Annotated in this window: 25 protein-coding genes; 18 read left to right on the top strand and 7 right to left on the bottom strand. The window is 61.0% G+C overall.

Annotation, left to right across the window (positions count from 1 at the left end; translation table 11 throughout):
- The first annotated feature begins 41 nt into the window (after positions 1-41).
- From betB to Q0859_RS10120, 3 genes are all read left to right on the top strand, one after another.
- On the top strand, positions 42-1,499 hold the full coding sequence (gene betB / locus Q0859_RS10130) for a betaine-aldehyde dehydrogenase (protein ID WP_299150569.1): 1,458 nt from the start codon (positions 42-44) through the stop codon (positions 1,497-1,499).
- On the top strand, positions 1,499-3,148 hold the full coding sequence (gene betA, locus Q0859_RS10125) for a choline dehydrogenase (RefSeq protein ID WP_299150567.1): 1,650 nt from the start codon (positions 1,499-1,501) through the stop codon (positions 3,146-3,148). The genes betB and betA overlap by 1 nt, the downstream gene beginning before the upstream one ends.
- A gap of 100 nt (positions 3,149-3,248) precedes the next feature.
- On the top strand, positions 3,249-3,854 hold the full coding sequence (locus Q0859_RS10120) for a thermonuclease family protein (RefSeq protein WP_299150565.1): 606 nt from the start codon (positions 3,249-3,251) through the stop codon (positions 3,852-3,854).
- A 51-nt stretch (positions 3,855-3,905) separates the two neighbouring features.
- On the opposite strand, the gene Q0859_RS10115 is transcribed toward Q0859_RS10120, so the two are convergent.
- Both Q0859_RS10115 and Q0859_RS10110 read right to left on the bottom strand, forming a co-directional pair.
- On the bottom strand, positions 3,906-5,306 hold the full coding sequence (locus Q0859_RS10115; protein WP_299150563.1) for a helix-turn-helix transcriptional regulator: 1,401 nt from the start codon (positions 5,304-5,306) through the stop codon (positions 3,906-3,908).
- Between the two features lie 65 nt (positions 5,307-5,371).
- Positions 5,372-6,589 (bottom strand): multidrug effflux MFS transporter, encoded by a 1,218-nt coding sequence (locus tag Q0859_RS10110; RefSeq protein WP_299151464.1) that lies wholly within the window; start codon positions 6,587-6,589, stop codon positions 5,372-5,374.
- 193 nt (positions 6,590-6,782) lie between these two features.
- Here Q0859_RS10110 and Q0859_RS10105 point away from each other — a divergent pair, with 193 nt between their 5' ends.
- The 8 genes from Q0859_RS10105 (at position 6,783) to Q0859_RS10070 (ending at position 13,360) form a co-directional block, all read left to right on the top strand.
- Positions 6,783-8,315: an acyl-CoA carboxylase subunit beta gene (locus Q0859_RS10105; RefSeq protein WP_299150560.1), complete on the top strand. Its 1,533-nt coding sequence runs from the start codon at positions 6,783-6,785 to the stop codon at positions 8,313-8,315.
- A gap of 137 nt (positions 8,316-8,452) precedes the next feature.
- Complete coding sequence (locus Q0859_RS10100; RefSeq protein ID WP_299150556.1) at positions 8,453-8,851, top strand: RidA family protein; 399 nt, start codon at positions 8,453-8,455, stop codon at positions 8,849-8,851.
- Positions 8,848-9,186: a hypothetical protein gene (locus Q0859_RS10095; RefSeq protein ID WP_299150553.1), complete on the top strand. Its 339-nt coding sequence runs from the start codon at positions 8,848-8,850 to the stop codon at positions 9,184-9,186. The genes Q0859_RS10100 and Q0859_RS10095 overlap by 4 nt, the downstream gene beginning before the upstream one ends.
- Positions 9,187-9,317: 131 nt before the next feature.
- Complete coding sequence (locus Q0859_RS10090) at positions 9,318-9,689, top strand: DUF6497 family protein (RefSeq protein WP_299150549.1); 372 nt, start codon at positions 9,318-9,320, stop codon at positions 9,687-9,689.
- Between the two features lie 190 nt (positions 9,690-9,879).
- Positions 9,880-10,026, top strand: coding sequence for a hypothetical protein (locus tag Q0859_RS10085; protein ID WP_299150546.1), 147 nt, complete (start codon positions 9,880-9,882; stop codon positions 10,024-10,026).
- 60 nt (positions 10,027-10,086) lie between these two features.
- The gene (locus Q0859_RS10080; RefSeq protein ID WP_299150541.1) at positions 10,087-10,446 is read left to right on the top strand and encodes a hypothetical protein; all 360 of its coding nucleotides are present in this window, start codon (positions 10,087-10,089) and stop codon (positions 10,444-10,446) included.
- 352 nt (positions 10,447-10,798) lie between these two features.
- Positions 10,799-11,002 (top strand): hypothetical protein, encoded by a 204-nt coding sequence (locus Q0859_RS10075; RefSeq protein ID WP_299150537.1) that lies wholly within the window; start codon positions 10,799-10,801, stop codon positions 11,000-11,002.
- A gap of 312 nt (positions 11,003-11,314) precedes the next feature.
- The gene (locus Q0859_RS10070; protein WP_299150533.1) at positions 11,315-13,360 is read left to right on the top strand and encodes an acetyl/propionyl/methylcrotonyl-CoA carboxylase subunit alpha; all 2,046 of its coding nucleotides are present in this window, start codon (positions 11,315-11,317) and stop codon (positions 13,358-13,360) included.
- Positions 13,361-13,405: 45 nt separating this feature from the next.
- On the opposite strand, the gene Q0859_RS10065 is transcribed toward Q0859_RS10070, so the two are convergent.
- Complete coding sequence (locus Q0859_RS10065) at positions 13,406-13,855, bottom strand: DUF4174 domain-containing protein (protein WP_299150530.1); 450 nt, start codon at positions 13,853-13,855, stop codon at positions 13,406-13,408.
- A 166-nt stretch (positions 13,856-14,021) separates the two neighbouring features.
- Between Q0859_RS10065 and Q0859_RS10060 the strand changes: the two genes are divergently transcribed.
- The 7 genes from Q0859_RS10060 (at position 14,022) to Q0859_RS10030 (ending at position 20,372) form a co-directional block, all read left to right on the top strand.
- A complete protein-coding gene (locus Q0859_RS10060) occupies positions 14,022-14,957 on the top strand; it encodes a hypothetical protein (RefSeq protein ID WP_299150526.1) in 936 nt (311 codons plus the stop codon).
- Positions 14,920-17,043, top strand: coding sequence for a methylmalonyl-CoA mutase (gene scpA, locus Q0859_RS10055; protein WP_299150522.1), 2,124 nt, complete (start codon positions 14,920-14,922; stop codon positions 17,041-17,043). The genes Q0859_RS10060 and scpA overlap by 38 nt, the downstream gene beginning before the upstream one ends.
- A 161-nt stretch (positions 17,044-17,204) precedes the next feature.
- On the top strand, positions 17,205-17,813 hold the full coding sequence (locus tag Q0859_RS10050; RefSeq protein WP_299150518.1) for a VOC family protein: 609 nt from the start codon (positions 17,205-17,207) through the stop codon (positions 17,811-17,813).
- Positions 17,810-18,313, top strand: coding sequence for a GNAT family N-acetyltransferase (locus Q0859_RS10045; RefSeq protein ID WP_299150512.1), 504 nt, complete (start codon positions 17,810-17,812; stop codon positions 18,311-18,313). Before Q0859_RS10050 ends, Q0859_RS10045 begins: the two co-directional genes overlap by 4 nt.
- 9 nt (positions 18,314-18,322) lie before the next feature.
- The gene (locus Q0859_RS10040; RefSeq protein WP_299150510.1) at positions 18,323-19,003 is read left to right on the top strand and encodes a molecular chaperone DjiA; all 681 of its coding nucleotides are present in this window, start codon (positions 18,323-18,325) and stop codon (positions 19,001-19,003) included.
- Positions 19,003-20,004, top strand: coding sequence for an endonuclease/exonuclease/phosphatase family protein (locus Q0859_RS10035; RefSeq protein WP_299151460.1), 1,002 nt, complete (start codon positions 19,003-19,005; stop codon positions 20,002-20,004). Before Q0859_RS10040 ends, Q0859_RS10035 begins: the two co-directional genes overlap by 1 nt.
- 17 nt (positions 20,005-20,021) lie before the next feature.
- A complete protein-coding gene (locus tag Q0859_RS10030) occupies positions 20,022-20,372 on the top strand; it encodes a hypothetical protein (RefSeq protein ID WP_299150507.1) in 351 nt (116 codons plus the stop codon).
- On the opposite strand, the gene Q0859_RS10025 is transcribed toward Q0859_RS10030, so the two are convergent.
- From Q0859_RS10025 to Q0859_RS10010, 4 genes are all read right to left on the bottom strand, one after another.
- Positions 20,369-21,916: a Ppx/GppA family phosphatase gene (locus Q0859_RS10025; RefSeq protein ID WP_299150505.1), complete on the bottom strand. Its 1,548-nt coding sequence runs from the start codon at positions 21,914-21,916 to the stop codon at positions 20,369-20,371. The genes Q0859_RS10030 and Q0859_RS10025 overlap by 4 nt on opposite strands.
- Before the next feature lie 137 nt (positions 21,917-22,053).
- Positions 22,054-24,222: an RNA degradosome polyphosphate kinase gene (locus Q0859_RS10020; RefSeq protein WP_299150502.1), complete on the bottom strand. Its 2,169-nt coding sequence runs from the start codon at positions 24,220-24,222 to the stop codon at positions 22,054-22,056.
- A gap of 40 nt (positions 24,223-24,262) precedes the next feature.
- Entirely contained in the window at positions 24,263-24,946 is a 684-nt protein-coding gene (locus tag Q0859_RS10015) for a DnaA/Hda family protein (RefSeq protein ID WP_299150500.1), read from the bottom strand.
- Positions 24,947-24,949: 3 nt separating this feature from the next.
- Positions 24,950-26,029 (bottom strand): AI-2E family transporter, encoded by a 1,080-nt coding sequence (locus Q0859_RS10010; RefSeq protein WP_299151456.1) that lies wholly within the window; start codon positions 26,027-26,029, stop codon positions 24,950-24,952.
- Positions 26,030-26,068 lie beyond the last annotated feature (39 nt).

Genomic DNA, 26,068 nt, shown 5'->3' with positions numbered 1-26,068 from the left:
CCGCCCTTCATCTTGCCAGAAAAACTCCCGCCGGAGGCTCCATGACCTATCCAACCCAACCCACCGCCAGCCATTTTATCAACGGACAGTATGTCGAGGACACGGATGGCACACCCATCGACGTGATCTATCCCGCCACCGGTGAGGTGATCGGGCGGGTGCATTCTGCCACCCCTGCAATCATCGAACGGGCGCTTGATGCGGCACGAAATGCGCAAGCGGCATGGGCGGCAATGACCGGCACCGAACGGGGCCGTATTCTGCGCCGGGCCGCAGACATCATGCGCGAACGCAACCATGACCTGTCGGTGCTGGAAACCTACGATACGGGCAAACCCTATCAGGAAACCAGCGTGGTTGATGCCACGTCGGGGGCCGATGCGCTGGAATATTTCGGTGGCATGGCGGCCACGCTCACCGGTGAGCATATCCAACTGGGCGAAGACTGGGTCTATACCCGCCGCGAACCTCTGGGCGTCTGCGTCGGCATCGGGGCGTGGAATTACCCCACCCAGATCGCAAGCTGGAAGGGCGCGCCCGCGCTCGCCTGCGGCAACACGATGGTGTTCAAACCGTCCGAAACCACACCGCTCTGCGCGCTGAAGGTCGCGGAAATCCTGTACGAGGCGGGGGCACCGGCGGGCGTCTACAATGTGGTGCAGGGACTTGGCGATGTGGGCGCGGCCCTCGTGACGGACGCCCGCGTCGACAAGGTTTCGCTGACGGGTTCCGTGCCGACGGGACGCAAGGTCTACGCGGCGGCTGCGGCGGGCATCAAACACGTCACGATGGAACTTGGCGGCAAATCCCCCATGATCGTCTTTGACGACGCGGATATTGAAAACGCGGTCTCGGGCGCGATCCTCGGTAACTTCTATTCCTCGGGGCAGGTCTGTTCGAACGGCACCCGGGTCTTCGTGCACAGGGACATCAAAGAGGCGTTTCTGTCCCGCCTCTCCGAACGTCTGGCGCATGCCGTCATCGGCGACCCACAAGACCCCGACACCTCCTTCGGGCCGATGGTCAGCGAACGGCAAATGAATATCGTCCTGGGCTACATCGCCAAAGGGCAGGCGGAAGGTGCGCGGCTGGTCTATGGCGGCAAACGTCTGGACAAAAACGGTTTTTACCTCGAACCCACCGTTTTTGCGGATGTGCGCGACGACATGAGCATCGCGCGTGAAGAGATTTTCGGCCCCGTCATGGCGGTGCTGGATTTCGAGGACGAGGGGGATGTTATGGTGCGCGCCAACGACACTGAATTTGGCCTTGCCGCAGGCGTGTTCACCCGCGATCTGGCCCGCGCGCACCGAGTGGCGGCCGGGTTCCAGGCGGGCACATGCTATATCAACACCTATAACGACGCCCCGGTCGAGGCCCCTTTTGGTGGGTCCAAGCAATCCGGCGTGGGGCGTGAGAACTCCAAGACAGCGATTGAGCATTACAGCCAGCTGAAATCGATCTACGTCCGCATGGGCGATCTCGAGGCGCCGTTCTGATGGAAGCCGACTATGTGATCGTCGGCGCGGGCAGCGCCGGGTGCGCGGTGGCCTTCCGACTGGCCGAGGCGGGCAAATCCGTGCTCGTGATTGAACATGGCGGGACGGATGCGGGGCCTTTCATACAGATGCCGGGCGCGCTGTCTTACCCGATGAATATGGCGCGCTATGACTGGGGATACAAAACCGAACCCGAACCACACCTGGGGGGGCGTCGCCTTGCCTGTCCGCGGGGCAAGGTGATCGGCGGCTCATCCTCGATCAACGGCATGGTCTATGTGCGCGGACACGCGATGGATTTCGACCATTGGGACGAAAGCGGCGCGCACGGCTGGTCCTTTGCCGACGTGCTGCCCTATTTCAAGCGGATGGAAAATTGGGACGACGCAGGTCACGGTGGTGACCCGGCCTGGCGGGGCACGAACGGGCCGATGCATGTGCGGCGTGGCCCGCGGGACAACCCGCTGTTTTCGGCCTTCGTGGCGGCAGGCCAGCAGGCGGGGTATCAGGTCACGGACGACTATAACGGGCATCGGCAAGAGGGCTTTGGCCCGATGGAACAGACGGTGCACAACGGCACCCGCTGGTCTGCGGCCAACGCCTATCTGCGCCCCGCGCTCAAGCGGCGCAATTGCGATCTGATGCGCGGGCTGGTGGAGCGGGTGCTGATCGAAGAGGGCCGCGCGGTCGGAGTGGTGCTGCAAGGTGGGCAGATCGTGCGGGCGCGGGCAGAAGTGATTTTGGCCGCCTCGTCCATCAACTCGCCCAAGATCCTGATGCTGTCGGGGATCGGCCCCGCTGCACATCTGGCGGAGCATGGTGTCGACGTGGTCGTGGATCGCCCCGGTGTGGGCGCGAACCTGCAAGACCATCTTGAGATGTATATCCAGATGGCCTCCAAACAGCCTATCACCTTGTACAAACACTGGAATTTGATCTCCAAAGCGATGATTGGGGCACAGTGGCTGTTCACGCGCACGGGCCTCGGGGCTTCCAATCAGTTCGAAAGCGCGGCCTTTATCCGCAGCAAGGCGGGCGTGGCCTACCCGGATATCCAATATCATTTCCTGCCAATCGCCGTGCGCTATGACGGGCAGGCGGCGGCCGAAGGACACGGCTTTCAGGCCCATACCGGTCCGATGCGCTCGCCTTCGCGCGGGGCGGTCACCTTGCGCTCAGCCAACCCTGCCGATGACCCCGTGATCCGGTTCAACTATATGAGCACCGAACAGGATTGGGAGGATTTCCGCACCTGCATCCGGCTCACCCGCGAGATTTTTGCCCAGGACGCCTTTGCACCTTTTGTTAAGCATGAAATCCAACCTGGCGCGGACTATCAAAGCGACGAAGAGCTGAACGATGTGATCCGTGAACACGCCGAAAGCGCCTATCATCCGTGCGGCACATGTCGGATGGGTGCGCGCGATGACGCGATGTCGGTGGTCGACCCGGAGGGGCGGGTGATTGGTGTGGATGCCTTGCGGGTCGTGGACAGCTCGGTGTTTCCGCGTATCACCAACGGCAATCTGAACGGGCCTTCCATTATGACCGGCGAAAAGATGAGCGACCATATCTTGGGCCGTGACCCGCTTGCGCGCAGCAATGATGAACCCTGGATACACCCCGCGTGGGTAACAATGCAGCGTTAAGCATTTCGCAAGATGATCGGTTGATCTCTTAACACAAAGCCTCCAATTGAGGGGTATGTTAAGGATTTATTCTATATTTGTTCTGGCCCTTTGGCCAGTGATGTCAGGCGCGGATGTGTCGGGGGTGGTCCGTGTGATTGATGCCGACACCATTGATGTGGGGGGCACGCGGGTGCGTCTTCATGCGATTGATGCACCCGAACAGGACCAGGCCTGTTTGACGGAACAGGGGCTGCCCTTTGCCTGCGGGATATGGGCCAGTGCGCAGGTCGATGCAGCCTTTGGCGGTCGCATCGCGACCTGCGCACGTGTTGATACGGACAAATACGGGCGGATGGTGGCACGCTGCCATGTGGCGGGTCTCGATATTGGGCAAGAGGCGGTGGCGCAGGGATGGGCCTTTGCCTATCGCCGCTATGGGATGGATTATGATCTGGAAGAAAAGGCGGCCTACGTGGCCGACCGCGGCCTGCACGGATTTCGAGTGCAATCGCCTGCGCAGTTCCGGGTGACGCGCGCCAGGGGACGTATCCCGCCTGATCCAGCATGTCGGATCAAGGGCAATATCTCCAAGAACGGACAGATCTATCATCTGCCGGGGCAGGCGTTTTATGAACGCACCGGGATCAACGAAGCGCGCGGCGAGCGCTGGTTCTGTGCAGAAGCCGAGGCCCGCGCGGCAGGCTGGCGACGTGCGCGGCGCTGAAGGGGGCGCAGGACACCTGCGCCTTACGGGGTAAGGCGGATCCTGATCCGCCTAGTTCACCGCATAGGGCAGCACGCCGCGGGTGTCGGGATCGACCGACAATTGCCGCTCAAGCGGCGGAACGGAGCGTTGATGGCACTGCTTGCGCTCGCAAATCCGGCAGGAAATGCCAATGGGTTCAAAGGCGTCGGCCCGCCCCACGTCCAACCCATCCGCAAAGACCAGATCCGGCGCATGTTTCACCTCGCACCCGAGCGCGATGGCATAGCGGCGCACAGGGGCCCCGAACCGACCGCCTGTCTTGGAAACATCCCGCGCCAGACTGACATAGCGCACTCCGTCCGGCGTTTCGGCCAGTTGCCGCAGGAATTGCCCCGGTTGCTCAAAGGCGCGGTGGACGTTCCACAAGGGGCACGCCCCGCCGAACCGCGCAAATTGCAGACGTGTGGCCGAATGTCGTTTGGTGATCGTGCCCGCCTGATCCACACGCACAAAGAAGAAGGGGATGCCCTTGGCCCCGGGGCGCTGGAGTGTTGACAGGCGATGGCACACCTGCTCGATCGAGGCCCCGAAACCGGTGGCCAGCTGCTCAAGATCGTGGCGTGTTTCCTGTGCGGCCCGCTGGAATGCGGCATAGGGCATGAGGGCGGCTCCCGCGAAGTAGTTGGCCAGCCCGATCTTGGCGATATCGCGTGCCTCGGTTGTCTGGAACCGTGCCAGATCAAGAGTCGCATCCAGCAAGGCGTTCTGGCGCAACAATGCCACTTGCAGCAATATTTGAAAGGTCTGGCTTTGATGCGTGGCGCGGGTCGAAATATGCAGCACCCGGGCCGCACTATCGTAGCGCCGCAGCATGTCGGCATCCTCAAACGCCACCTTGATCCCCGCATGGGACAGGGCCGAAACGGCGGCCACGCGGATGTTGCCATGACGCCCCTGGGCTGTGGCAAAGTGTTCTGCGGCGCGGTCCACCGCATCGATGTAGTTGTCGCAATAGTGGAAAAAGTCGCGCACCTCTTCCCAGGGTGAGGGGTGAGCGCGGGCGTCCTCGCGCCCCAGTGCCTCGTCCAATGAGGCAAGCCGTTCATGGGTTTGCCGGTAGGCCCTGTGCAGGTCAATGAACGCATGCGCCAGCGCAGGGGCGTTGGAGGCCGCCAATCGCAAATCCGCCAGCGGGGGCATGTCGCCGGAAAACACCGGATCCGCCAGCGCCTCGCGCATGTCTGATACCAACCGCTCTCCGTCGCCCGAGCTGAGTTCGGTCACATCCAGCCCGAATTCCTGCGCAAGGCTCAGCACCACCGATGTGCTGACGGGCCGGTTGTTGTTTTCCATCTGGTTGAGGTAGGGCAGGGACACGCCCAGTTTCGCGGCAAAGTCCTTTTGCGTCAGCGCCACGCGGGTGCGGACCTCGCGCAATTTGGCTCCGGCATAGAGTTTGGGAGCGGCCATGTTACGCGTCCTTTGCAAGTTTGCACTTAGCACATGCTAGATTTGCAAAGTGGGGTGTGCAACCCTCAGGCCAGCGCCAGTTTGCGTTCCCGCCGATAGACAGCGCCGATGGCAAGCAAGGCGCAGACACTGGTGCTGAACATGATGTAGAGCAGCGGGAAGGCCCCCGTATCCGGCGTCAGCAACAGCCCGGCAAGCGCGGACAAGGCTGCGCCGCCCCCGATCATAATCGCCCCGCCAAGGCCGGACGCCGTGCCTGCCAGATGTGGGCGCACCGACAACATCCCCGCCGTGGCGTTCGGGATCACCAGCCCGTTGCCGAGGCCCACAAAGGTCATCATCCCAAAGAAGCTCAGCGGCGTGCCCATCCCGAGTGCAAAGATCACCAGCGACACGAATGTCCCGAACGCATTGGCCAGTGATCCCCACAACACAAGGCGGTTCACACCGAACGTGGTTGCATATCGCCCGCTGATCCAGTTGCCAAAAAAGTACCCGATGGCCGGGGCGCCGAAGTAGAACCCAAGCACGGAGGGGCTCATCCCGAACACTTCGGTGCCCACAAAGGGTGCCCCTCCGAGATAGGCAAAGAACGATCCCGAGCAGAAAGCCGAGGCCAGTGAGTATCCCCAAAAACGTGGCGAGCGCAGGAGTTCCGGATATTCCTTGAACTGCCCGATCAGCGATTTTGACGACGCAACCGCCGTCTCGCCAAGGTCCGTGTAAACCAGCCAGAGCAGCAAGCCACCCGTCAGGAAAAACAGCCAGAACACGGATTTCCATCCAAATGTTTCTTCCAGCATGCCCCCAAGGAAGGGCGAGATCATTGGCACCACGGCCATGCCCATGGTCACGTACCCAATCATCGAGGCCGAATGATCCTGATCGTAAAGGTCGCGGATAACCGCGCGGCTCAGCACCATGGCGACAGCCACAACCGCCTGACACATCCGAAAGACCAGAAAGACTTCTGCATTGGGCGCATAGATGCAGCCAAGGGTCGCCACCATGAACAACCCAATGCCCCACATCAGCACTTTGCGCCGCCCAAGGTTGTCCGAAATTGGCCCGATCACCGTCTGCATCACCGCCGACATCGCCAGGTAAAGCGCGACCGAAAGCTGCATTTTGCTGTAGTCTGTCTCGAAATATGCGGTCATGTTCGGCAGGGACGGCAGGAACATGTTCATCACCATCGCCGACACCCCGGCCAACAGGATCAGGGTCGAGATGTGGGGCGGTGTTGTGCGGTCCAGATACCGGACCTTTGGCGGTGACTGCATATCTGCCGAGGTAGATCGGCTCATCTGAACTGTCCAGTGCAGTTGTGCACGCGTGCCTGTGCTGATCTGCGGGATTTGCAGATTTGCAGTTTGCAGTCGCGCGCGTGAATACACTTTGCAAATATGCCAGTTCGCCCATTCACCCGGTGCGATGCCTCATGTATACAAAGGTCAAACCACCAGCGGAGACGGCATGACAGATATATTGACCGAATTGGGAGCGCGGCGTGAACAGGCTCGTTTGGGTGGTGGTCAAAGCCGGATCGATGCCCAACATGCCCGCGGCAAACTCACGGCCCGAGAGCGGATTGATCTGTTGGTCGACGAAGGCTCGTTCGAAGAGTTCGACATGTTCGTCACGCACCGATGCATTGATTTCGGGATGGACGCGCAAAAGCCTGCGGGTGATGGCGTCGTGACGGGCTGGGGCACCATCAACGGGCGCATGGTCTATGTGTTCAGTCAGGACTTCACCGTGCTTGGTGGGTCGGTGTCGGCCACCCATGCCGCCAAGATTTGCAAGATCATGGACATGGCGGTTGAAAACGGCGCACCGATCATTGGCATCAACGATTCCGGGGGCGCGCGCATTCAGGAAGGCGTTGACAGTCTGGCGGGCTACGGCGAAGTGTTTCAGCGCAACGTGCTGGCCTCGGGTGTGGTGCCGCAGATCAGCGTGATCATGGGCCCATGCGCCGGTGGCGCGGTTTATAGCCCCGCGATGACCGACTTTATCTTTATGGTCAAGGACAGCGCTTACATGTTCGTGACGGGCCCTGATGTGGTCAAAACCGTCACCAACGAACAGGTCACCGCCGAAGAACTGGGCGGGGCCACGACCCACACCAAGAAATCGTCCGTTGCCGATGCCGCCTTTGAAAACGATGTGGAGGCATTGGCCGAAGTGCGCCGCCTTGTCGATTTTCTGCCGCTGCACAACCGCGAAAAGCCGCCCGTGCGCCCGTTCTTTGATGATCCGGCCCGTGCCGAGGCGAGCCTTGACACGCTGGTGCCCGCCAACCCTAACACGCCCTACGATATGAAAGAGCTGATCGAAAAGCTCGCGGATGAGGGCGACTTTTACGAGCTTCAGGAAGAGTTCGCCAAGAACATCATCACCGGGTTCATCCGGCTTGAGGGACAAACCGTTGGCGTGGTTGCGAACCAGCCGATGGTGCTGGCAGGCGTTCTGGATATCGACAGTGCGCGCAAGGCCGCCCGGTTTGTCCGTTTCTGTGACTGTTTCGGCATTCCGATCCTGACCCTGATCGATGTGCCCGGTTTTCTGCCCGGCACCACGCAGGAATACGGCGGTGTGATCAAACACGGGGCCAAGCTGCTGTTTGCCTATGGCGAGGCGACGGTGCCCAAGGTCACGCTGATCACGCGCAAGGCCTATGGTGGGGCCTATGTGGTGATGTCTTCGAAACATCTGCGCGGTGATTTCAACTATGCCTGGCCCACGGCCGAGATTGCGGTGATGGGCGCGAAGGGGGCGACCGAGATTATCCACCGTGGAGACCTTGGCGATGCGGACAAGATCGCGGGGCACACGGCAGATTACGAGGCGCGCTTTGCCAATCCCTTTGTTGCCGCCGAACGCGGGTTCATCGACGAGGTGATCCTGCCCCGCAACACCCGCAAACGGGTAAGCCGCGCCTTTGCCTCGTTGCGCAACAAGTCGGTTCAGACCCCATGGAAGAAGCATGACAACATTCCGCTGTGATCCGATGATGCGGGCGGGAACGCTTTGGGCACCCTTTGCGTTCGCTTTCAAAGGAGAGCGACATGGCCAAGGACAGACCCAGCATCAAGGACGAAGAGACATAAGAAAAGGCGCTGTGCAACACCGGATCGAGGCTTATGTCTGAGCCGCTGTTTCATATGATTGCTGACGGCCCCCGCCCCGTCGCCCCGTTCTCCCATGCGGTCGAAACCGACGGTTGGGTGATCCTGACCGGGCAAATGCCTACCGATCCTGCCGCGCCAGACGCGTCCTTGTCCGAGGGCATAGAGGCGCAGACCCGCCGCGTTGTGGAAAACCTCAGGATCGTCCTTGAGGGGGTTGGTCTTGATCTGTCCCACGTGGTGCAATGCCGTTGTTATCTGACCGCATTCGAGCGTGACTATGCGGCCTTCAACGACACCTATCAGTCCTACTTTCCTGAGGATCGCCGCCCGGCCCGCACCACCGTTGGCGTTACCGCCCTTGCGGTGGGTGCGTTGGTCGAAATCGATTGCCTCGCGCGGCGCCCCGCGTGAGCGCGGCTTGGCATATCTTGCGGGATGGTGAGGGAGTGACCCTGTGTCGCCACCTGCCGCCGCGGTTTGACGTGGCCGCTCACACAACGCTTAAGGCGGGGCATCCGATCCGTCTGGCGCACCAGATCCGGCAGGACATGTGGCGCGCATTGCAAAAGGTGCGCGGGTTCTCTCCGGTGGTGGAACTGCGCCCGACCGAGGCCGGGTGGGCTGTCACCGCCGGTGGGCGCATATCCGGGACTGCCAGCGCGCGCGATGTAAGGCGCATCCATGACACCCTCGCAAACCCCGAGAACAGGACGCGCTGGATGCGCCATGCAGGGGGTACAGGATGAGCGGCTGGCCCAGACGAACGCACAGATGCAGCACAGTGCGGTGGCCCATGGCCCCACGCACAGCAACCCCGGAGGGAGGAGCCTTGCGCCAGAGATGGTCACGGGTCCGGGGTTGCGTTGCTGCGTGTTTGATGGCGTCCCCTCTGGTTGCGCAGGACCAGTCCCAAGCCATACGGGATGTCCCGTCGGGGCAGTCATTGCGCCTCAGCGAGGTGCTGATTGACACGGTGGGCAGCGACAGCTGGTTGCGGTTTCGTTTTCTTGCACCCCAGATCGCGCGGGATGGCGGCGATATGACCTACAGCGCGGCCGAGGCCGATTTCCTCTATCTGTGTGATCGCTTTGCGCGACAATATATCGATGAATTCGAGCTTGAGACCGATGTGATCGCGATCTCGATGATGGACCGGCCCGTTCCTTTCGGACAGTCGGATGCCCAAGCCACCCAGTTCTTCGAAGTGTTCCGTATTGCGGACGACAGCTGCGTCTGGGAGGGACTTTGAGCATGGACACCTGTGGCATGATTCCACCGTTATATGCGGCATTGCGGCCACAACCTGCGCAACCGTGTGCGGGGGCGTATCTTTTGTGTGTCAAATCACGTATATCAGCCCCGAGGGATCCCCAAGGCTCCCTTACCTCGCATATGGTTCGCACGTCTGCGGGCCAAAACGTTGACTACAGGAGAGACAGATGTCGAAGAACATCAAAGTGTTGGGCATGGTTAGCCTCATGGTTCTGGTTGCCGCTTGCGGGCGCAACAACAATGATGAAGAATTTGTGGTTGTGGAGCCTGAGCCCATCAGCCAGGAACCTGTTCAAACAGGTAAATTCAAGTAATAATCGAGCAGGGCAGGCGGTTGCGTCTGCCCTCGCCCCCCTCTCCGCGGAGGGCAGCATATGCTGAAACATCGCGGCTTTCCCGGTCGGCTGACCGGCACCGATTTCCAATTCACAATCCGCAGACCGAACCCCAAGGGCGTCACCCCGTTGACCCGCCGCGAGCGGTTTCCGGACCGTCGCCCTGCGGACAAACGCGCGGACGCTGCCTTTATGGCGGCGTTGTGGGCGCAGTTCGGCGATGAACCGTTCGAACGCGGCAATCTGGATGCAGGCCGCCTGTCATGGCTGTTTGGACGCGAGGTTCTGCCGGCCACGGATCCGTTTGACGCCGCCGACTACGAGGCGCTGTTGGTGATCAACGAAGCTGTGGCCCGCGCGGCCTTCCCGGACGCCTTTGATACGGAGTGGGGCGCGTGATCTCACTCCAAAGCGGCGCATTTTCGCTGAAAGATTCCCGTATGCGGCGAAACTCGGCTTATTCTTGCCTGCGCAAAAAGGCAGGCTTGGCGCAGTGCGTCGCCGCGTGCAAACGTGAATTCACAGTGGCGGTTCCCCAGTTTTATCCCGTCGCTGTGTACCATTTCCGTACCCCTTCCCCTGGCGGGCAGCATCCGTTTCACAACGACATGCTGCCCGCCTTTTTTTATGGCCCTCCTTGGAAGTGTTTCAGCGGTTCACGCAAACGCGTTGCTATGTGTCAGCCTAGGGGGTTTATTTTGAACCAAATGGTTTCTAACTCTGTTGCAGAGAATAGAAAGGAACCAGACCCATGTCGTTCAAACTCGTATCCGTCGCTCTTGCCGCCACTCTTGGACTTGCCGCTTGCGGTGACACAATCGGCGAACAGGCCCTGTCAGGTGCCGTCGTTGGCGCAGCAGGCACAGCCATCTTCAATGGCAATGCCGGGACGGGTGCCGTTGTGGGCGCTGTCGGCGGTGTGGCCTATTGCCAGATTTCGGATCGCTGCAACTAAACGATCCAGCGCGGGCGCGGCACATCTTTCGAATGTCCGGGGACCATATCGACGTCCCCGGGTTCAATCTATAAGACTGCCATCAGACACGGGAACGCACCCATGTCTTTCAGACCGTTCACCCTTGCCGCAGTCGCAACCTTCGGTACAGGCACAGACCCGCTGCATTGCCACCAAAGCCCTGTACGGTGCTAATGTACTGACGCGCGTTCCGCCCCCCGTTTTCATTCACACCCAAACGTCGTTGTGCCCCCCGGCACGGCGGCGTTTTCCGTTTCCATGCCCTGAATTACGTCCAACAAGTGAGGCCCCATGTTCAACAAGCTGCTGATTGCCAACCGGGGCGAAATCGCCTGTCGCGTCATCAAAACCGCACGCAAGATGGGGATCACCACGGTTGCCATCTATTCCGATGCGGACGCCAAGGCGCTGCATGTCCAAATGGCGGATGAGGCAATCCATATCGGCCCGCCCCCGGCCAACCAGTCCTATATCGTCATCGACAAGGTGATGGAGGCGATCAAGGCATCCGGGGCCCAGGCGGTTCACCCCGGCTATGGCTTTCTGTCCGAGAATGCCAAATTCGCGGAGGCCCTTGAAGCGGCAGGCGTTGCCTTTGTCGGTCCGCCTGTGGGCGCGATTGAAAAGATGGGCGACAAGATCACCTCCAAGAAGATCGCCAAGGAGGCCGGGGTCAGCACTGTGCCCGGATATATGGGCCTGATCGCGGATGCCGATGAGGCGGTCAAGATTTCCAATGATGTGGGCTATCCCGTGATGCTCAAGGCCAGCGCGGGCGGCGGCGGCAAGGGCATGCGCATCGCCTGGAGTGACGAAGAGGCGCGTGAGGGTTTTCAGTCTTCCAAGAACGAGGCGGCCAGTTCCTTTGGCGATGATCGCATTTTCATTGAAAAATTCGTGACCCAGCCTCGCCACATCGAAATTCAGGTGCTGTGTGATGCACATGGCAACGGTATTTATCTGGGCGAACGCGAGTGTTCGATCCAGCGCCGCAATCAGAAAGTCGTTGAAGAGGCCCCAAGCCCGTTTCTGGACGAGGCGACCCGCAAGGCGATGGGCGAACAATCCGTGGCCTTGGCCAAGGCCGTGGGCTATGCCAGCGCGGGCACTGTCGAATTCATCGTGGATGGGGACAAAAACTTCTACTTCCTCGAAATGAACACCCGTTTGCAGGTGGAACACCCCGTAACCGAGTTGATCACCGGCGTTGATCTGGTCGAACAGATGATCCGGGTTGCGAACGGCGAACCGCTCAGTATCACGCAAGATGATGTGACGCTGACCGGGTGGGCCATCGAAAACCGGCTTTATGCCGAAGATCCCTATCGCGGTTTCCTGCCCTCGATTGGGCGGCTGACCCGCTATCGCCCGCCCATGGAAGTGGCGGCTGGCCCGCTGCTTGAGACCGGGAAATGGCAAGGGGATGCGCCGTCTGGCACCACCGCCGTGCGCAATGACACCGGCGTCTATGAGGGCGGTGAGATCAGTATGTATTACGACCCCATGATTGCCAAACTGTGCACATGGGGACCTGATCGCGCCACTGCGATTGAGGCGATGCGCGTCGCATTGGACAGTTTCGAAGTCGAAGGGATCGGGCACAACCTGCCGTTCCTGAGTGCGGTCATGGATCACCAGATCTTTGTCGACGGCACCATGACCACCGCCTTTATCGAAGAGCAATATCCCGATGGTTTCCAAGGGGTTGAACTGTCCGAGGTTGATCTTCGCCGGGTCGCTGCCGCCTGCGCGGCCATGCACCGTGTCGCCGAAATCCGGCGCGCTCGCGTGTCCGGGCGCATGGACAACCACGAACGCAAAGTGGGTGCAGATTGGAACGTGGCGGTGCAGGGGCAGTCCTATGATGTGATAATCGATGCCGATCACGACGGGGCCACTGTGACCTTTGATGGCGGTGCGGCCTTGCGCGTGTCTGGCCCATGGACCCCCGGTGATCAACTGGCCGAGATGATCGTGGACGGCACACCCTTGGTGCTGAAGGTCGGCAAGGTGTCGGGGGGCTTCCGCATCCGCACTCGCGGGGCCGACCTCAAGGTGCATGTGCGCACCCCGCGTCAGGCTGAACTTGCGCGGCTCATGCCCGAGAAAACGCCGCCCGATACCTCCAAGATGCTGCTGTGCCCAATGCCCGGTTTGATCGTCAAAATTGATGTGGCCGAAGGGGACGAAGTGCAGGAAGGTCAGGCGCTGTGCACCATCGAGGCGATGAAGATGGAAAACATCCTGCGTGCCGAGAAAAAGGGGATCGTGTCCAAAATCAATGCGTCCGGTGGCGACAGTCTGGCCGTGGACGACGTGATCATGGAGTTCGAATAGGGTTCAGATGGTCGCGTGCGCTGACATATCGGGATTTGGGCGCGCTCAGGAATCGCTGGCGCGCCGTTCGCGGATTTCGCGCTGGCGCGCCGGCATCTTGTCGATGGTCCGCGTGATCTCGCGCACATCCCATGGGAACGGTTTGCGCAGTTTAACTCCGCCATCCTTGCCGATCAGCACCAGCATAAAGCCCCGCGGGCGCAGTTTTTCGCGCAACGCGCTGGCCACTGACGGGTCCGTATCGGTGAGCACGACGACATCACGATCTTCCAGATCCTGCTCGCGGTTCTCAAGATATTCCATCTGCAACCGAAAGTTCGGATCGTTCGGACTGTCGGCAAAGACGATGATGGGCCGCTTTTCCCAGACAAATTCATTCAAATCTTTCATAGGTTCTTCCAGAAAGATGGAGGATTCTTGGGATGTCTCGCCCTCGGCGGCTGCAAGCGAACCCCCTAAAAGGCTTGCAAAAACAATGGGTAGTACGTGTTTCATGCGGTCTCCTGTTGAGACCAATGTAGCGGCTTTTTCCCCGATTGCGACGTCTGGTACGATCAATTTTAGCTTTAATCGCTCCTCAAGCCCTTTGCGGGCACGCTCTGGCCATATCCGCGGCACATGTCGTCGCCGTGGACGCGCCACAGCATGTAAAGGGATCGCGATGAAAGTTATTTTGCACATCGGCGCACACCGCACCGGGACCACCAGCTTTCAGTCTTTCATGCGCAAGCGGTGTCGATCTGGCGTTGATCCGCGTGTCGGGTTCTGGGGACCGATGCGTACCCGAAGGGGTCTGTTTACCGGCATTCAACCCACACCGGGTCTGGGTAAATCTGCGGCACATCGTGCACGTGGCCGTATCCTGTTGCAGATGGACAAAGCCAGGCAGGCAGGCGTGAAAACCCTGATTGTCAGTGACGAGAATATGTTGGGCATGCCCCGTATGAACCTGCGGACGGGGCATCTGTATTCGGATGTGGGCGAACGGTTGGCGCGCCACGTTGCCGCCTTTGACGGTCATGTGGATAAGGTAGTGATGTCCGTGCGCGCGCAGGATCACTATTGGACGTCGCTGGCGGCCTTTGTAATCACGCGCGGTCACAATGTGCCCGATGCAGCGCAAGCCGGACGCATGGTGCACAGCCCGCGCACGTGGCGTGATGTGATCGCAGATGTGGCATGCGCGGCACCCGATGCGGAAATCGAGGTGATCCCGTTTGAAACGACAATGGGTCGTGCTGCCACCATGCTGGGTGTCTGCCTTGGCCACCGCGTTGACGATGCCGGTGCGGATGAATGGCTGAACCGCCGCCCCGAGACGGGCACGTTGCGCAGTATTCTGGCGGACCGTGGCGAGGATCCGGATCAGATTCCCGCCGATGCTCTCAGGTGGAGCCCGTTTGACGAAGCGGCGCGTGCGACCCTGCGCGAGGCTTACGCCGACGACATGCACTGGCTGGTGGCTGGCGCAAACGGATTGGCAACCCTGACAGAGGAATTGGACCACACACGCGCGGGGCAAACCCCGCCAATCGGTCCGCTGAACAGAGGACAAGAACATGACATCGAAGAAAGACGCATGGCGCACCCTCGCTGAGGCGGAACTGCGCGGCAAACCCGTTGACGATCTGACATGGAACACGCTTGAGGGGATCGACGTCGCCCCCCTATACACCGCTGATGATCTGGCGGATGTGACCCATCTGGACTCCACCCCGGGCGAGGCCCCCTTTACCCGTGGCGTGAAGGCCACGATGTATGCGGGCCGCCCGTGGACCATCCGCCAATATGCGGGCTTTTCCACCGCCGAGGAGTCCAACGCCTTTTACCGCCGTGCACTGGATGCCGGTCAGCAGGGCGTGTCGGTCGCTTTCGATCTGGCGACCCATCGGGGCTATGACAGCGACCATGACCGGGTGCAGGGTGATGTGGGCAAGGCGGGCGTGGCCATCGACAGCGTAGAGGACATGAAGATCCTGTTTGACGGTATCCCGCTCGACAAGGTGTCGGTTTCTATGACCATGAACGGGGCCGTGATCCCGATCCTCGCCAGTTTCATCGTGGCCGGCCAAGAGCAAGGCGTTGATACCGAAGCCCTTTCCGGTACGATCCAGAATGACATCCTCAAGGAATTCATGGTGCGCAACACCTATATCTATCCGCCCGAACCGAGTATGCGCATCATCGCCGACATCATTGATTACACCTCAAACGAGATGCCGAAATTCAACTCGATCAGCATCTCGGGCTATCACATGCAAGAGGCGGGCGCGAACCTTGTCCAGGAACTCGCCTTCACCCTCGCCGATGGGCGTGAATATGTGCGCGCCGCCATCGCACGCGGCATGGATGTGGACAAATTCGCGGGCCGTCTGTCGTTCTTTTTCGCCATCGGCATGAATTTCTTTATGGAGGCGTCCAAATTGCGCGCTGCCCGCCTGCTATGGCATCGCATCATGGCTGAATTCGAGCCCAAGAACCCCAAATCCTCGATGCTGCGCACCCATTGCCAGACATCCGGGGTCAGTTTGCAGGAACAGGACCCCTACAATAATGTAGTGCGCACCGCATTCGAGGCGATGAGCGCGGTCTTGGGCGGCACTCAATCGCTGCACACCAATTCGTTCGATGAGGCCATTGCGCTGCCCACGCAATTTTCGTCCCGCATTGCGCGCAATACCCAGTTGATCCTGCAAAACGAGACGGGTGTGACCAATGTGGTCGACCCGCTTGCCGGGTCCTATTACGTTGAAAAGCTGACCCATGATCTGGCCGAAGCCGCCTGGGTCCTGATCGAAGAGGTCGAAGAGATGGGCGGCATGACCAAGGCCGTCGCCTCTGGCATGCCTAAGCTGCGCATAGAAGAAGCTGCCGCCACCCGGCAGGCCCTGATCGACAAGGGCGAAGAGGTGATCGTAGGCGTCAACAAATTCCGCCTCGATAAAGAAGACCCCATCGACATTCTGGATATCGACAACGCCGCCGTGCGCGACAGCCAGATCGCCCGGCTGGACCGTATCCGCGCCGCGCGTGACGAGGGTGCCTGCGCGGCGGCCCTCGCGGCGTTGACCGAAGCCGCCAAATCAGATGGCAACCTGTTGGAAATGGCGGTCGAGGCCGCCCGCGCCCGCGCCACTGTCGGAGAAATCAGTATGGCTATGGAAGAGGTCTTTGGCCGTCACCGCGCCGAGGTCAAAACCCTCGCAGGTGTTTACGGGGCCGCCTATGAGGGCGACGCAGGCTTTGCCGCAATCCAGAAATCGGTCGAGGATTTTGCCGAAGCCGAAGGCCGCCGCCCACGCATGCTTGTCGTCAAGATGGGCCAGGACGGGCATGATCGCGGCGCGAAGGTGATCGCCACCGCCTTTGCCGATATCGGTTTTGATGTGGACGTGGGCCCCCTGTTTCAGACCCCGGCGGAGGCCGCGCAGGATGCGGTCGATAACGATGTGCATGTGGTTGGTATCTCGTCTCAGGCCGCAGGACACAAGACGCTCGCGCCGCAATTGGTACAGGCCCTCAAGGATGCGGGCGCGGATGATATCATCGTCATCTGTGGCGGCGTGATCCCGCAACAGGACTACCAGTTTCTTTATGATGCGGGGGTCAAGGCGATCTTTGGGCCGGGCACGAACATTCCCGATGCGGCACAGGAAATCCTGACAATTCTGCGCACCCCCTGACTGACAGGAGGGCGGCCCGGCCTGATGCATAAGCATTCAGCACGGCATCCGCGCGCCCGCGATCTCGGCCCACATGCCTCTTCTGTTTGGTGAAATGACCTGCAATAACAGGCGCAGACGGCAGCGCGCGCTGTCCAATGACCCCATGACAGGAGACGCCGGTGCAATTTGATCATCTTGTGGTGGGCGCAACTGCGCTGGATGAGGCGCAGGCTCATGTTGAGGATGCGTTGGGCGTCAGGATGCAGCCCGGCGGTGCGCACGGCGTCTTTCAGACCCACAACGCGTTGTTGGGATTGGAAGAGGGGCTTTATCTCGAAGCGATTGCGCCCAATCCGGCGGTCACCGCCCCGCCGCGTCCACGCTGGTATGACCTTGACCGGTTTGAAGGGCCTGCGCGGCTGTCAAACTGGGCCTGTGCAGTCAAAGACATGCAAAGTGCGCTCGAGCAGATGCCCGATGGCGTCGGTGCCCCCGTGGATGTCAGCCGCAGCGCGCTGACGTGGAAAATGGCTGTGAGCGGGGATGGCACCACGCCTTACGACAACCTGTGGCCTGCGTTGATCGAATGGCCCGAGGGTGTGCATCCGGCCCGCCAACTTGAGCCGACAGGCATCCGCCTCAAACGCTTTACCTTGGTGCACCCGGATGGCGATGCGCTGGCCCACGCGCTGGGCGTGCATCTGACGGACGATCGCGTGACGGTCGAGGTGGGTGCGTTGGACATGCAGGCCGAGTTCGACACGCCGGATGGGGTCCGCGTGCTGTGATCAAGCCTGCGACGTCAGACGATGCCCAATGGATCGCTGATCTGTGGAACACCATCATCACCGACACACTTGCGACGTTTACCACGACCCCCAAAACCCGTGTCGAGATGGCCGCCATGATCACCAAGGGCCCTGTTCTGGTCCTGCCGGACGCGCAGGGCTTTGCCACCTTCGGCCCGTTCCGGCCCGGTCCCGGCTATGCTCACACCGTCGAGCACAGCATTTTTCTGGCCCCAGATGCGCGCGGCAAAGGGCAGGGGCGGGCCTTGATGCAGGCGCTGATCGACACGGCCCGAACCCAGGGTGTGCATGTCATGGTCGCAGCCATCAGCGGGGCCAACCCCCGCGCTGCGGACTTTCACGCCCGTTCCGGTTTTGAACAGGTTGCGTGCATGCCGCAGGTCGGGCGCAAGGCGGGGCAGTGGCTTGACCTGATCCTGATGCAAAAGATGCTGGGGCGTTCCACGGACGCTACAACATCGCCGGCCAATACCGTATAGTTGACGCCGATGTCTCTTTGGTCCCGCATATCCGATGCCATTGCCGCCTTGTCTATGGGCGAGGGGCTGGCGGCCGTGTTCGACAAATTGCGCGCGCCGCCCGAACGCAGCGTGGCCTTTGCGATTGCGGTGATCGCGCTTGGGGCCAAGATGGCCAAGGCTGACGGGCAGGTCACCCGCGACGAGGTGACCGCCTTTCGCGAGGTGTTTCATATCGCAGCCCAGGACGAGGCAGGCGCGGCCCGTGTGTTCAACCTCGCCCGACAGGATGTGGCGGGGTTTGAGGAATACGCAACCCGCATCCACGCCATGTTTTCCGCCGAACCCGAGACCCTGACTGATCTTTTGGAGGGGCTGTTTCATATCGCGATGGCGGACGGGTTTTATCACCCGAACGAGGATGCCTTCCTTGAGGAAGTGGCGCATATATTTGCGATTTCCGACACGGACTTTCAGGGATTGCGGGCGCGGTTTGTGCCTGACGCGGTGCCTGATCCCTACACGGTTCTGGGCGTCCAGCCCGACATGTCGCTGGAGGATATGCGCGCCACATGGCGCAAGCTGGTGCGCGAAAACCACCCCGATGCGATGATGGCGCGGGGCGTTCCCGAAGAGGCGGTGCGTCTGGCCGAAAAACGTATGATCGACATCAACCGCGCATGGGAAGACATCCGCGCCAGTTACGGCTGATGCGGATCGCCACCTACAATATCGAGTGGATGAATGCCCTGTTCGATGATGCGGGCGCGTTGCTGGATGATGATGGCTGGTCGGCGCGCTATGAGGTGACGCGGGCGGCGCAAACAGCCGCGTTGGTGAGCGTCTTTCGTGCGCTTGATGCGGATGCCGTAATGGTGATCGAAGCCCCGGATGGCAGCCGCAAACGCGACACATGTGCTGCACTGGAACGGTTCGCGGCCCATGCCGGTATCCGGGCGCGGCGCGCGGTGGTCGGGTTTGTGAATGAGACGCAGCAGGAGATTGCGTTGCTTTATGACCCTGACCACCTCAACGCGCGCCATGACCCGCAGGATCACACTGGTGCCCCCCGCTTTGATGCCACGTACAAAATCGATCTGGATGTGGATGCAACCGAGGATTCGGTGGTCTTTTCCAAACCGCCGCTGGAGCTGGCGATCAAAACGGCCTCGGGCGTTGACCTGCATATCATTGGCGCGCATCTGAAATCCAAGGCCCCGCATGGCGCGCGCAATCGTGATGAGGTCATGCGCATTTCCATCGCCAATCGGCGCAAGCAATTGGCTCAGGCGATCTGGCTGCGGGCGCGGGTGGAGGCTCATCTGGTGGCGGGTACGCCGCTCATGGTGATGGGGGACCTGAATGATGGCCCCGGTCTGGATGAATATGAGGACCTGTTTGGCCGCTCGTCGGTCGAGATCATTCTGGGCCATGAGGATCGTGCGCTGTTTGATCCGCACGCACGTCTTGGCTTGCAGCGCCGCCTTGGGGCCACACCCACGACAGCGCGGTTCTGGATCAGGCCGGAACAGCGGTTTTTGCAGGCCTTGCTTGACTACATCATGGTGTCCCCCGATCTGGCGGCGCGCGGACCCTGCTGGCGCATCTGGCACCCGCTTGATGATCCGGAGTGCTGGGCGCAGCCCGCATTGCGCGACGCGCTTGTTCTGGCCTCGGACCACTTTCCCGTCAGCTTGGATATTGATCTGTGAGACCCCATATTGGGTGTATGAAACACGTGATCCTTTCCCTTTGCCTGATCGGTGCCACCCCTGCGATGGCGCAGGACGCGGAGTCTGGCCCCTCCCTGATGGAGCGGGGCGCGCAGATGCTTATGGAAGGGCTCAGGCGCGAGATGGAGCCTGCGCTTGAGGACCTGCAAGGGCTGGCCGAGGAATTTGGCCCGTCCCTGCAAGGTTTCATGCGGCAAATGGGCCCGGGTTTGCGCGATTTGCTTGAGGATGTGCAGGACTGGAGCGTTTATGAGGTGCCCGAAATGCTCGACAACGGAGACATCATCATTCGGCGCAAACCGCCCGTCGAGCCTCCGGTTGACCCAGAAGAACAGATCGAAATCTAGCGGCGGCGCTGTTTGATCAGCACCTGTGCCTCAAGCGAAGCTGCAAGTGAATTGAGCCGCGCCTCGGCAACCTCACCAAAGAGCGGCATGGCCTCGGCTGTCAGGTGCAGTTCGAGGATTTTCTTTTTCGGGAACCAGCGGAATTCACCCCGCTCTGCGTCCTTCTCCATCCACAGCATCGCGCCGAACCGCATGGCCTTGCCCATGATTTCGGCGTCTTTCTGGGTCTTTTCGTCGATCAGATCATAGAGGTTTTCAAAATGGGTTCCCTCGCGCTTGTTGGTATATCGATGCAGCAGCGACAGGCCCAGAAAGATACGTTCGGAGTGTTTCAACCCGCCCAGATTGGCCCGCGTGGCGTTGTCGAAACAAACCTCCGCGCGGTAATCGGGATGGGCGCGCCAGCTGACGTCATGCAGCAGGCAGGCGGCCTTGATCAGCCGTTTGCGGTGGAAGGGTGCTGATTTGAACAGCGGTTCGATGAATTGATAAAGCAGCTTGCCAAAGCCGGGCACGCGCGCGTCCTTGGCCTCGGCAAAGCGGCAGGCTTCGATCAGGGGGTCGCGGTCGCGCAGGCGTTGGGGCATTTGTTCGTAAAGCATCCCCTCGCGGATGCCGTAGCTGGAGACGGCAATGTCCTTGGGGCTGAAGGATTTGACCAGTCGCGTCAGCACCTCGGCAGCGAGGGGCACGAGCGCCATGCGCGTCGATGAAATACCGCAGATGCCGCGCAGGGATTCGTGGTCTGGATGTGCGGCGATGAATTTCGCGGTTTGGCGCACGGATTTGGGGGACATGCGGTACTCGTGCAGCACGTGCAGCGGATAGCCGCGCCTGTGCATGTCGACCCGCGCAATGGCGCGCCATGATCCACCCACCAGAAACAAACGGTCGCGTTGCACACCCATCTCGGTCTGAAGCCGTTGCATCGTCGCCTTGATATGCGCGGTGCGGGCCTTTTTACCGCCTTTCAGGGTTTGCAGCTTGAGCGGACCAAGGTCAGAAGTTTCGCGCCGCCCCACGATCCCGCCCGAGATTTCGGCCAGTTCCATGGACGATCCACCAATGTCGCAGACAAGCCCATAAGACCCCGGCCAGCCCAGAAGCACGCCCTGGGCCGACAGCCGTGCCTCTTCGCGCCCGTCGATGGTGCGCACATACAGTCCGGTTTCGCGCATCACGTCAGCGCAGAATGCGGGTCCGTCGCTGGCGTCACGCACGGCAGCGGTGGCCACCACGGTGAGGTCGGGCAGGCCCATCCCTTCGGCGAGGCGTTGAAAGCGGCGCAAGGCGTTCAGCGCCCGCACGCGCCCTTCGGGATTGAGGTGCCCGGTGTCGGACAGGCCCGCACCCAGGGCGCACATGATCTTTTCGTTGTAGAAGTAGGCAGGCGACCGCGCTGCGCCGTTGAATACCACCAGCCGGACCGAGTTTGATCCGACATCGACCACCCCGACGCGGGCCAATGCGCGCGCAGACGGGTCTTCGAACAGGGCGCGCCCAAAGAGGCCCCCCTCGGCATGTGTCTCGACCAAAGCGTTCATGGACCCCCCGTGGTGCATGTCCTTGCGTCAGTGATGGACCAGCGGTGGGTGTGCGTCAATGCGGCTTCGTGCCGGCAGGTGGCTCTGTTTCGGCGTTGCCGAAAGACGCGCACCCACCGACCCTTGGGGCTGCGCCCTTAATCTTCGGTATGGGTGAGTTTGGGCACGTCCGACGCCCCCGCCGATCCACGGCCCGAAAGCGACGGATTTTCCATAAAGAAACGGTGACAGTTGAACGCGAATGTACCCTCGGGCACGTCTGGCCGGGTGAAGGTGCCATCCGGGGCCATCACCCAGCTTTGGGCCACATCCGCGAGGTTTGCGGCCATGACTTGGCTCACAATCTGTGCCTTGACGGTCGCGTTTTCGATCTCGATCAGCGTCTCGACGCGCCGGTTCAGGTTGCGCCCCATCCAGTCGGCAGACGAAATGAACACCCGCGCCTTTTTTGAGGGCAGGTCGTGCCCGTTGCCGAAACACACGATGCGCGAGTGTTCGAGGAAACGACCGACGATGGATTTCACCCGGATGTTGTCCGAAAACCCCTTGATCCCGGGGCGAAGCCCGCAAATACCGCGTACCACGAGGCTGATTTTCACGCCCGCCTGTCCGGCGGCATAAAGGGCGTCGATCACCTCATCGTCGATGATCGAGTTCATCTTGGCCCAGATCACTGCGGGTTTGCCTGCGCGTGCATGGTCCGCCTCGGCGGCGATCATTTCCAGCAGGCGCGGTTTGAGTGTGGTGGGCGAAATGGCGAGGTTGTTCAGCCCCTCGGGCGGGGCATAGCCCGACAGATAGTTGAACACTTTGGTCGCGTCACGCCCAAGTTTTGCGTCACATGTGAACAGCGACACGTCCGTGTAGATGCGCGCGGTGATCGGGTGATAATTGCCGGTGCCGTAATGGGTGTAGGTCACCAGCGTCTTGCCCTCGCGGCGCACCACAGTGCTGATCTTGGCATGGGTTTTGAGGTCCAGAAAGCCGTAGACCACATGCGCGCCCGCGCGTTCCAGACGGCGGGATTGGCGGATATTTGCGGCCTCGTCAAAGCGGGCCTTGAGCTCGACAAGTGCGGTGACGGATTTGCCGTCTTCGGCGGCTTCGCACAGTGCCTCGACGATGGGGGATTTCTTCGAGGTGCGATAAAGCGTCTGTTTGATCGCCACGACCTTGGGGTCGCGCGCGGCCTGTTGCAGAAAGCGCACCACCATATCGAACGTCTCGTAAGGGTGGTGCAGCAGCATGTCCTTTTGGCGGATGGCGGCCAGCATGTCGCCGTCAAAGTCGGTGACCCGTTCTGGCACGCGCGGTGTGAACGAGGGCCACAGCAGGTCGGGGCGGTCATCCAGCACCAACTCGCTGAGGTCAGACAGGCCGATCATACCGTCGACTTCGACCACTTCGGCCAAGCTGACGCCGAGTTCTTCCATGATCACGGCCTTGAGCGCTTCGGGTGCGCCTGCGGAATGGGTCAGCCGCACAACCTCGCCGCGCCGTCGCCGTTTCAGGGCGACTTCGAATTCGCGCACAAGGTCTTCGGCCTCTTCCTCGACCTCAAGATCGCTGTCGCGCAGCACCCGGAACTCAAAGTGATCCTTGAGTTTGTAGCCGGGGAACAGGCTGGGGATGTTGAGGATCAGCAATTCCTCAAGTGGCAGAAAGCGGTGGCCGGGGCCGGGCAATGCGATGAACCGGTCGATCTGGGCGGGGATCGGCAGCAGCGCCTGAAGCGAGCGTTTATCTGACGTCCGCTCCATCTGGAGGGCGAGCGCGTAGCCGGTGTTGGGGATGAACGGGAACGGGTGTGCAGGGTCGATGGCCAGCGGAGAGAGGACCGCAAACACTTGCGACAGAAACACATCTTCGAGAAAGGCGATGTCTTCGTCGGTCAGTTCATTGCGGCGCAGAACCGAAATCTCGTGCGCCTCCATCGCGTCGTGCAAGGTAACCAGCGCGCGTTGCTGCGCCATCAGCAGGTTGCGCGCGTTCTCGTTGATGAGCACAAGTTGTTCGGCAGGGGTCAGCCCGTCAGCGGCAGGGGTGGTGTTGCCCGCAATCGCCAATTCGCGCAGACCCGCGACCCGGACGGTGTAAAATTCGTCGAGGTTTCCAGCTGAAATCGACAGGAACCGCAGCCGTTCCAGCAGCGGCACGCGGGGGTTTTCCGCCTCTTCCAGCACCCGCCAGTTGAAGCTGAGCCAGCTCAGTTCCCGGTTGAAGAACCGCCCCGGTCCATCGGTGTCGATGTCAGGCAGCTCAATGGGGTCGGGGAACGGCGAGGACAGGAAATCTGCGTTTGTCATGCGGGGCTTATGCCGATCGGGTGTGAAGATTGAGTGACGGTTATCCCTCAGACTCCGCCGCTTTGTCCAGCAACTCAGCCGCGAGGGCTCGTGTGACGGCCTTTTTGCGCGCAAGGCTCGTGGCATCTAGGCGGGCCACGATATCGCGCGCGGCGTCAAAGCTGCGCTCCATATGGGTGACGAGATAGGGGATCACGTCGGGGCGCGGGTTCAATTGCCGATCCGCGAATAGCTTGGCCGTCACCGCCGCAAGCAGGCGATCATCGGGTGCGTCAAGGACGGCATGGCCCGCGGCATCCACCCGGCTTTGCAGGTCAGGCAAGGTCAGCTGCCACAGGGCAGGAGCCAGTTTACCGGTCATCAACAGGGGCTGGCCCGCACTTTGCAGCGCGTTGTGCAGGTGGAACAGGGCGGTTTGGGCGTCCGGGTTCGTGGCAATCTCGTCCACGTCCTCGACCGCGAGGGGGGCGTCCGCGAGGCTGAGCACGGAAGTGTCGGTCAGGTCGCGTGCTGCGATGATCTGCGCGCCTGCATCGGACGCCCAGACATGGGTCAGGTGGGTTTTGCCTGACCCGGCTGGCCCGGTGAGCACCAGTTTGGGTGGGGCCCATGCGGCCCATCTGTCGATCATGGCGACCGCCACCGCGTTGGAGGGCGCGACCATAAAGTCGTCCCGCCCAAGGGCTGTGCGCGCGGGCAGGTTCAGTCCAAGCTGTTCGGCCACGTGTCAATCCTCGGGCGGTGTGTCGGTCTGCGCCGAGGTGCCCTGATAGAGGCGGCTCTCTCTGTACTGCTCGATCACAAAGCGCACGATGACCCCCAAAGAGGCAGCGACCGGCACGGCCACCAGCATCCCCACAAAACCAAAGAGCGCACCAAAAACCGACAGCGCAAGGATCAGCCAGACAGGGTGTAAGCCGACGCTTTCCCCCACCAGTTTGGGGGTCAGCACGTTGCCTTCGATCACTTGCCCCACCATGAAAACCCCTGCGACGGCGGCAATCCATTGCCATTCGCCCCAGAACTGGAACATGGCCAGACCAATGGCGAGCGCCCCGCCCACAAGCGCGCCGACATACGGAATAAAGGTCAGCAGCCCGGCGACAAAGCCCACGACCAGCCCGAATTGCAGCCCCACCAGCATCAGGGCAATGGCGTAATAGCTGCCCAGGATCAGGCAGACTGTGCCCATGCCCCGGATGAACCCGGCAAGTGTCGCGTCGACATCCGAGGCGAGGCGGCGCACGGTCGGGGCGTGATCCAGTGGCAGCAAGGTGTCGACCCGTGCAATCATCCGGTCCCAATCCAGCAGCAGGTAAACGGCGACCACAGGGACGATCACAAACAGCACGACCATGTTGAACAGTCCGGCGGCCGACGTGAGCGCCGAGTTGAGCAATTGCCCGCCGCGTTCCGAAATGGTCTGTCCGATGGAGTTCAGTGATTGGCGCACGGTCGAGCCTTCATCGAGAAGGCTGGGGAATTGCTCGGACAGGAAAGTGCCAAAGTTGCGCGCAAGGGTAGGTGCGGCATTGAAAAGTTGCACCGCCTGCTGCACCAGCGTCGGGATCACCAGCAAGGCCAGCACCACAAAGACGATGATGGCCGAGATGGTGATGATGGCCGTGGCCAGCGCCCTGCTGCATCCCCGGCTTTCGAGCCAATCCGCGACAGGATCGAGGAAATAGGCAATCGCCGCCCCCAGAAAGAACGGCAAAAGCTGGTCGCCAAGCGCATAAAGCAGGACGAAAAAGATCGCAGCCGCGATCCCCCAATATTTGAACTGATCACTGACGGGCAGGGACATGGACGCCTCGAATGGTTGGTTGATGTGACAGATGCGGTG

Origin of the sequence: uncultured Tateyamaria sp. (genome assembly GCF_947497045.1) — a bacterium.
In the GTDB taxonomy this organism is placed as follows: domain Bacteria; phylum Pseudomonadota; class Alphaproteobacteria; order Rhodobacterales; family Rhodobacteraceae; genus Tateyamaria.
The sequence above is the reverse complement of the archived record's forward strand: the minus strand, read 5'-3'. Positions and strand labels throughout refer to the sequence as shown.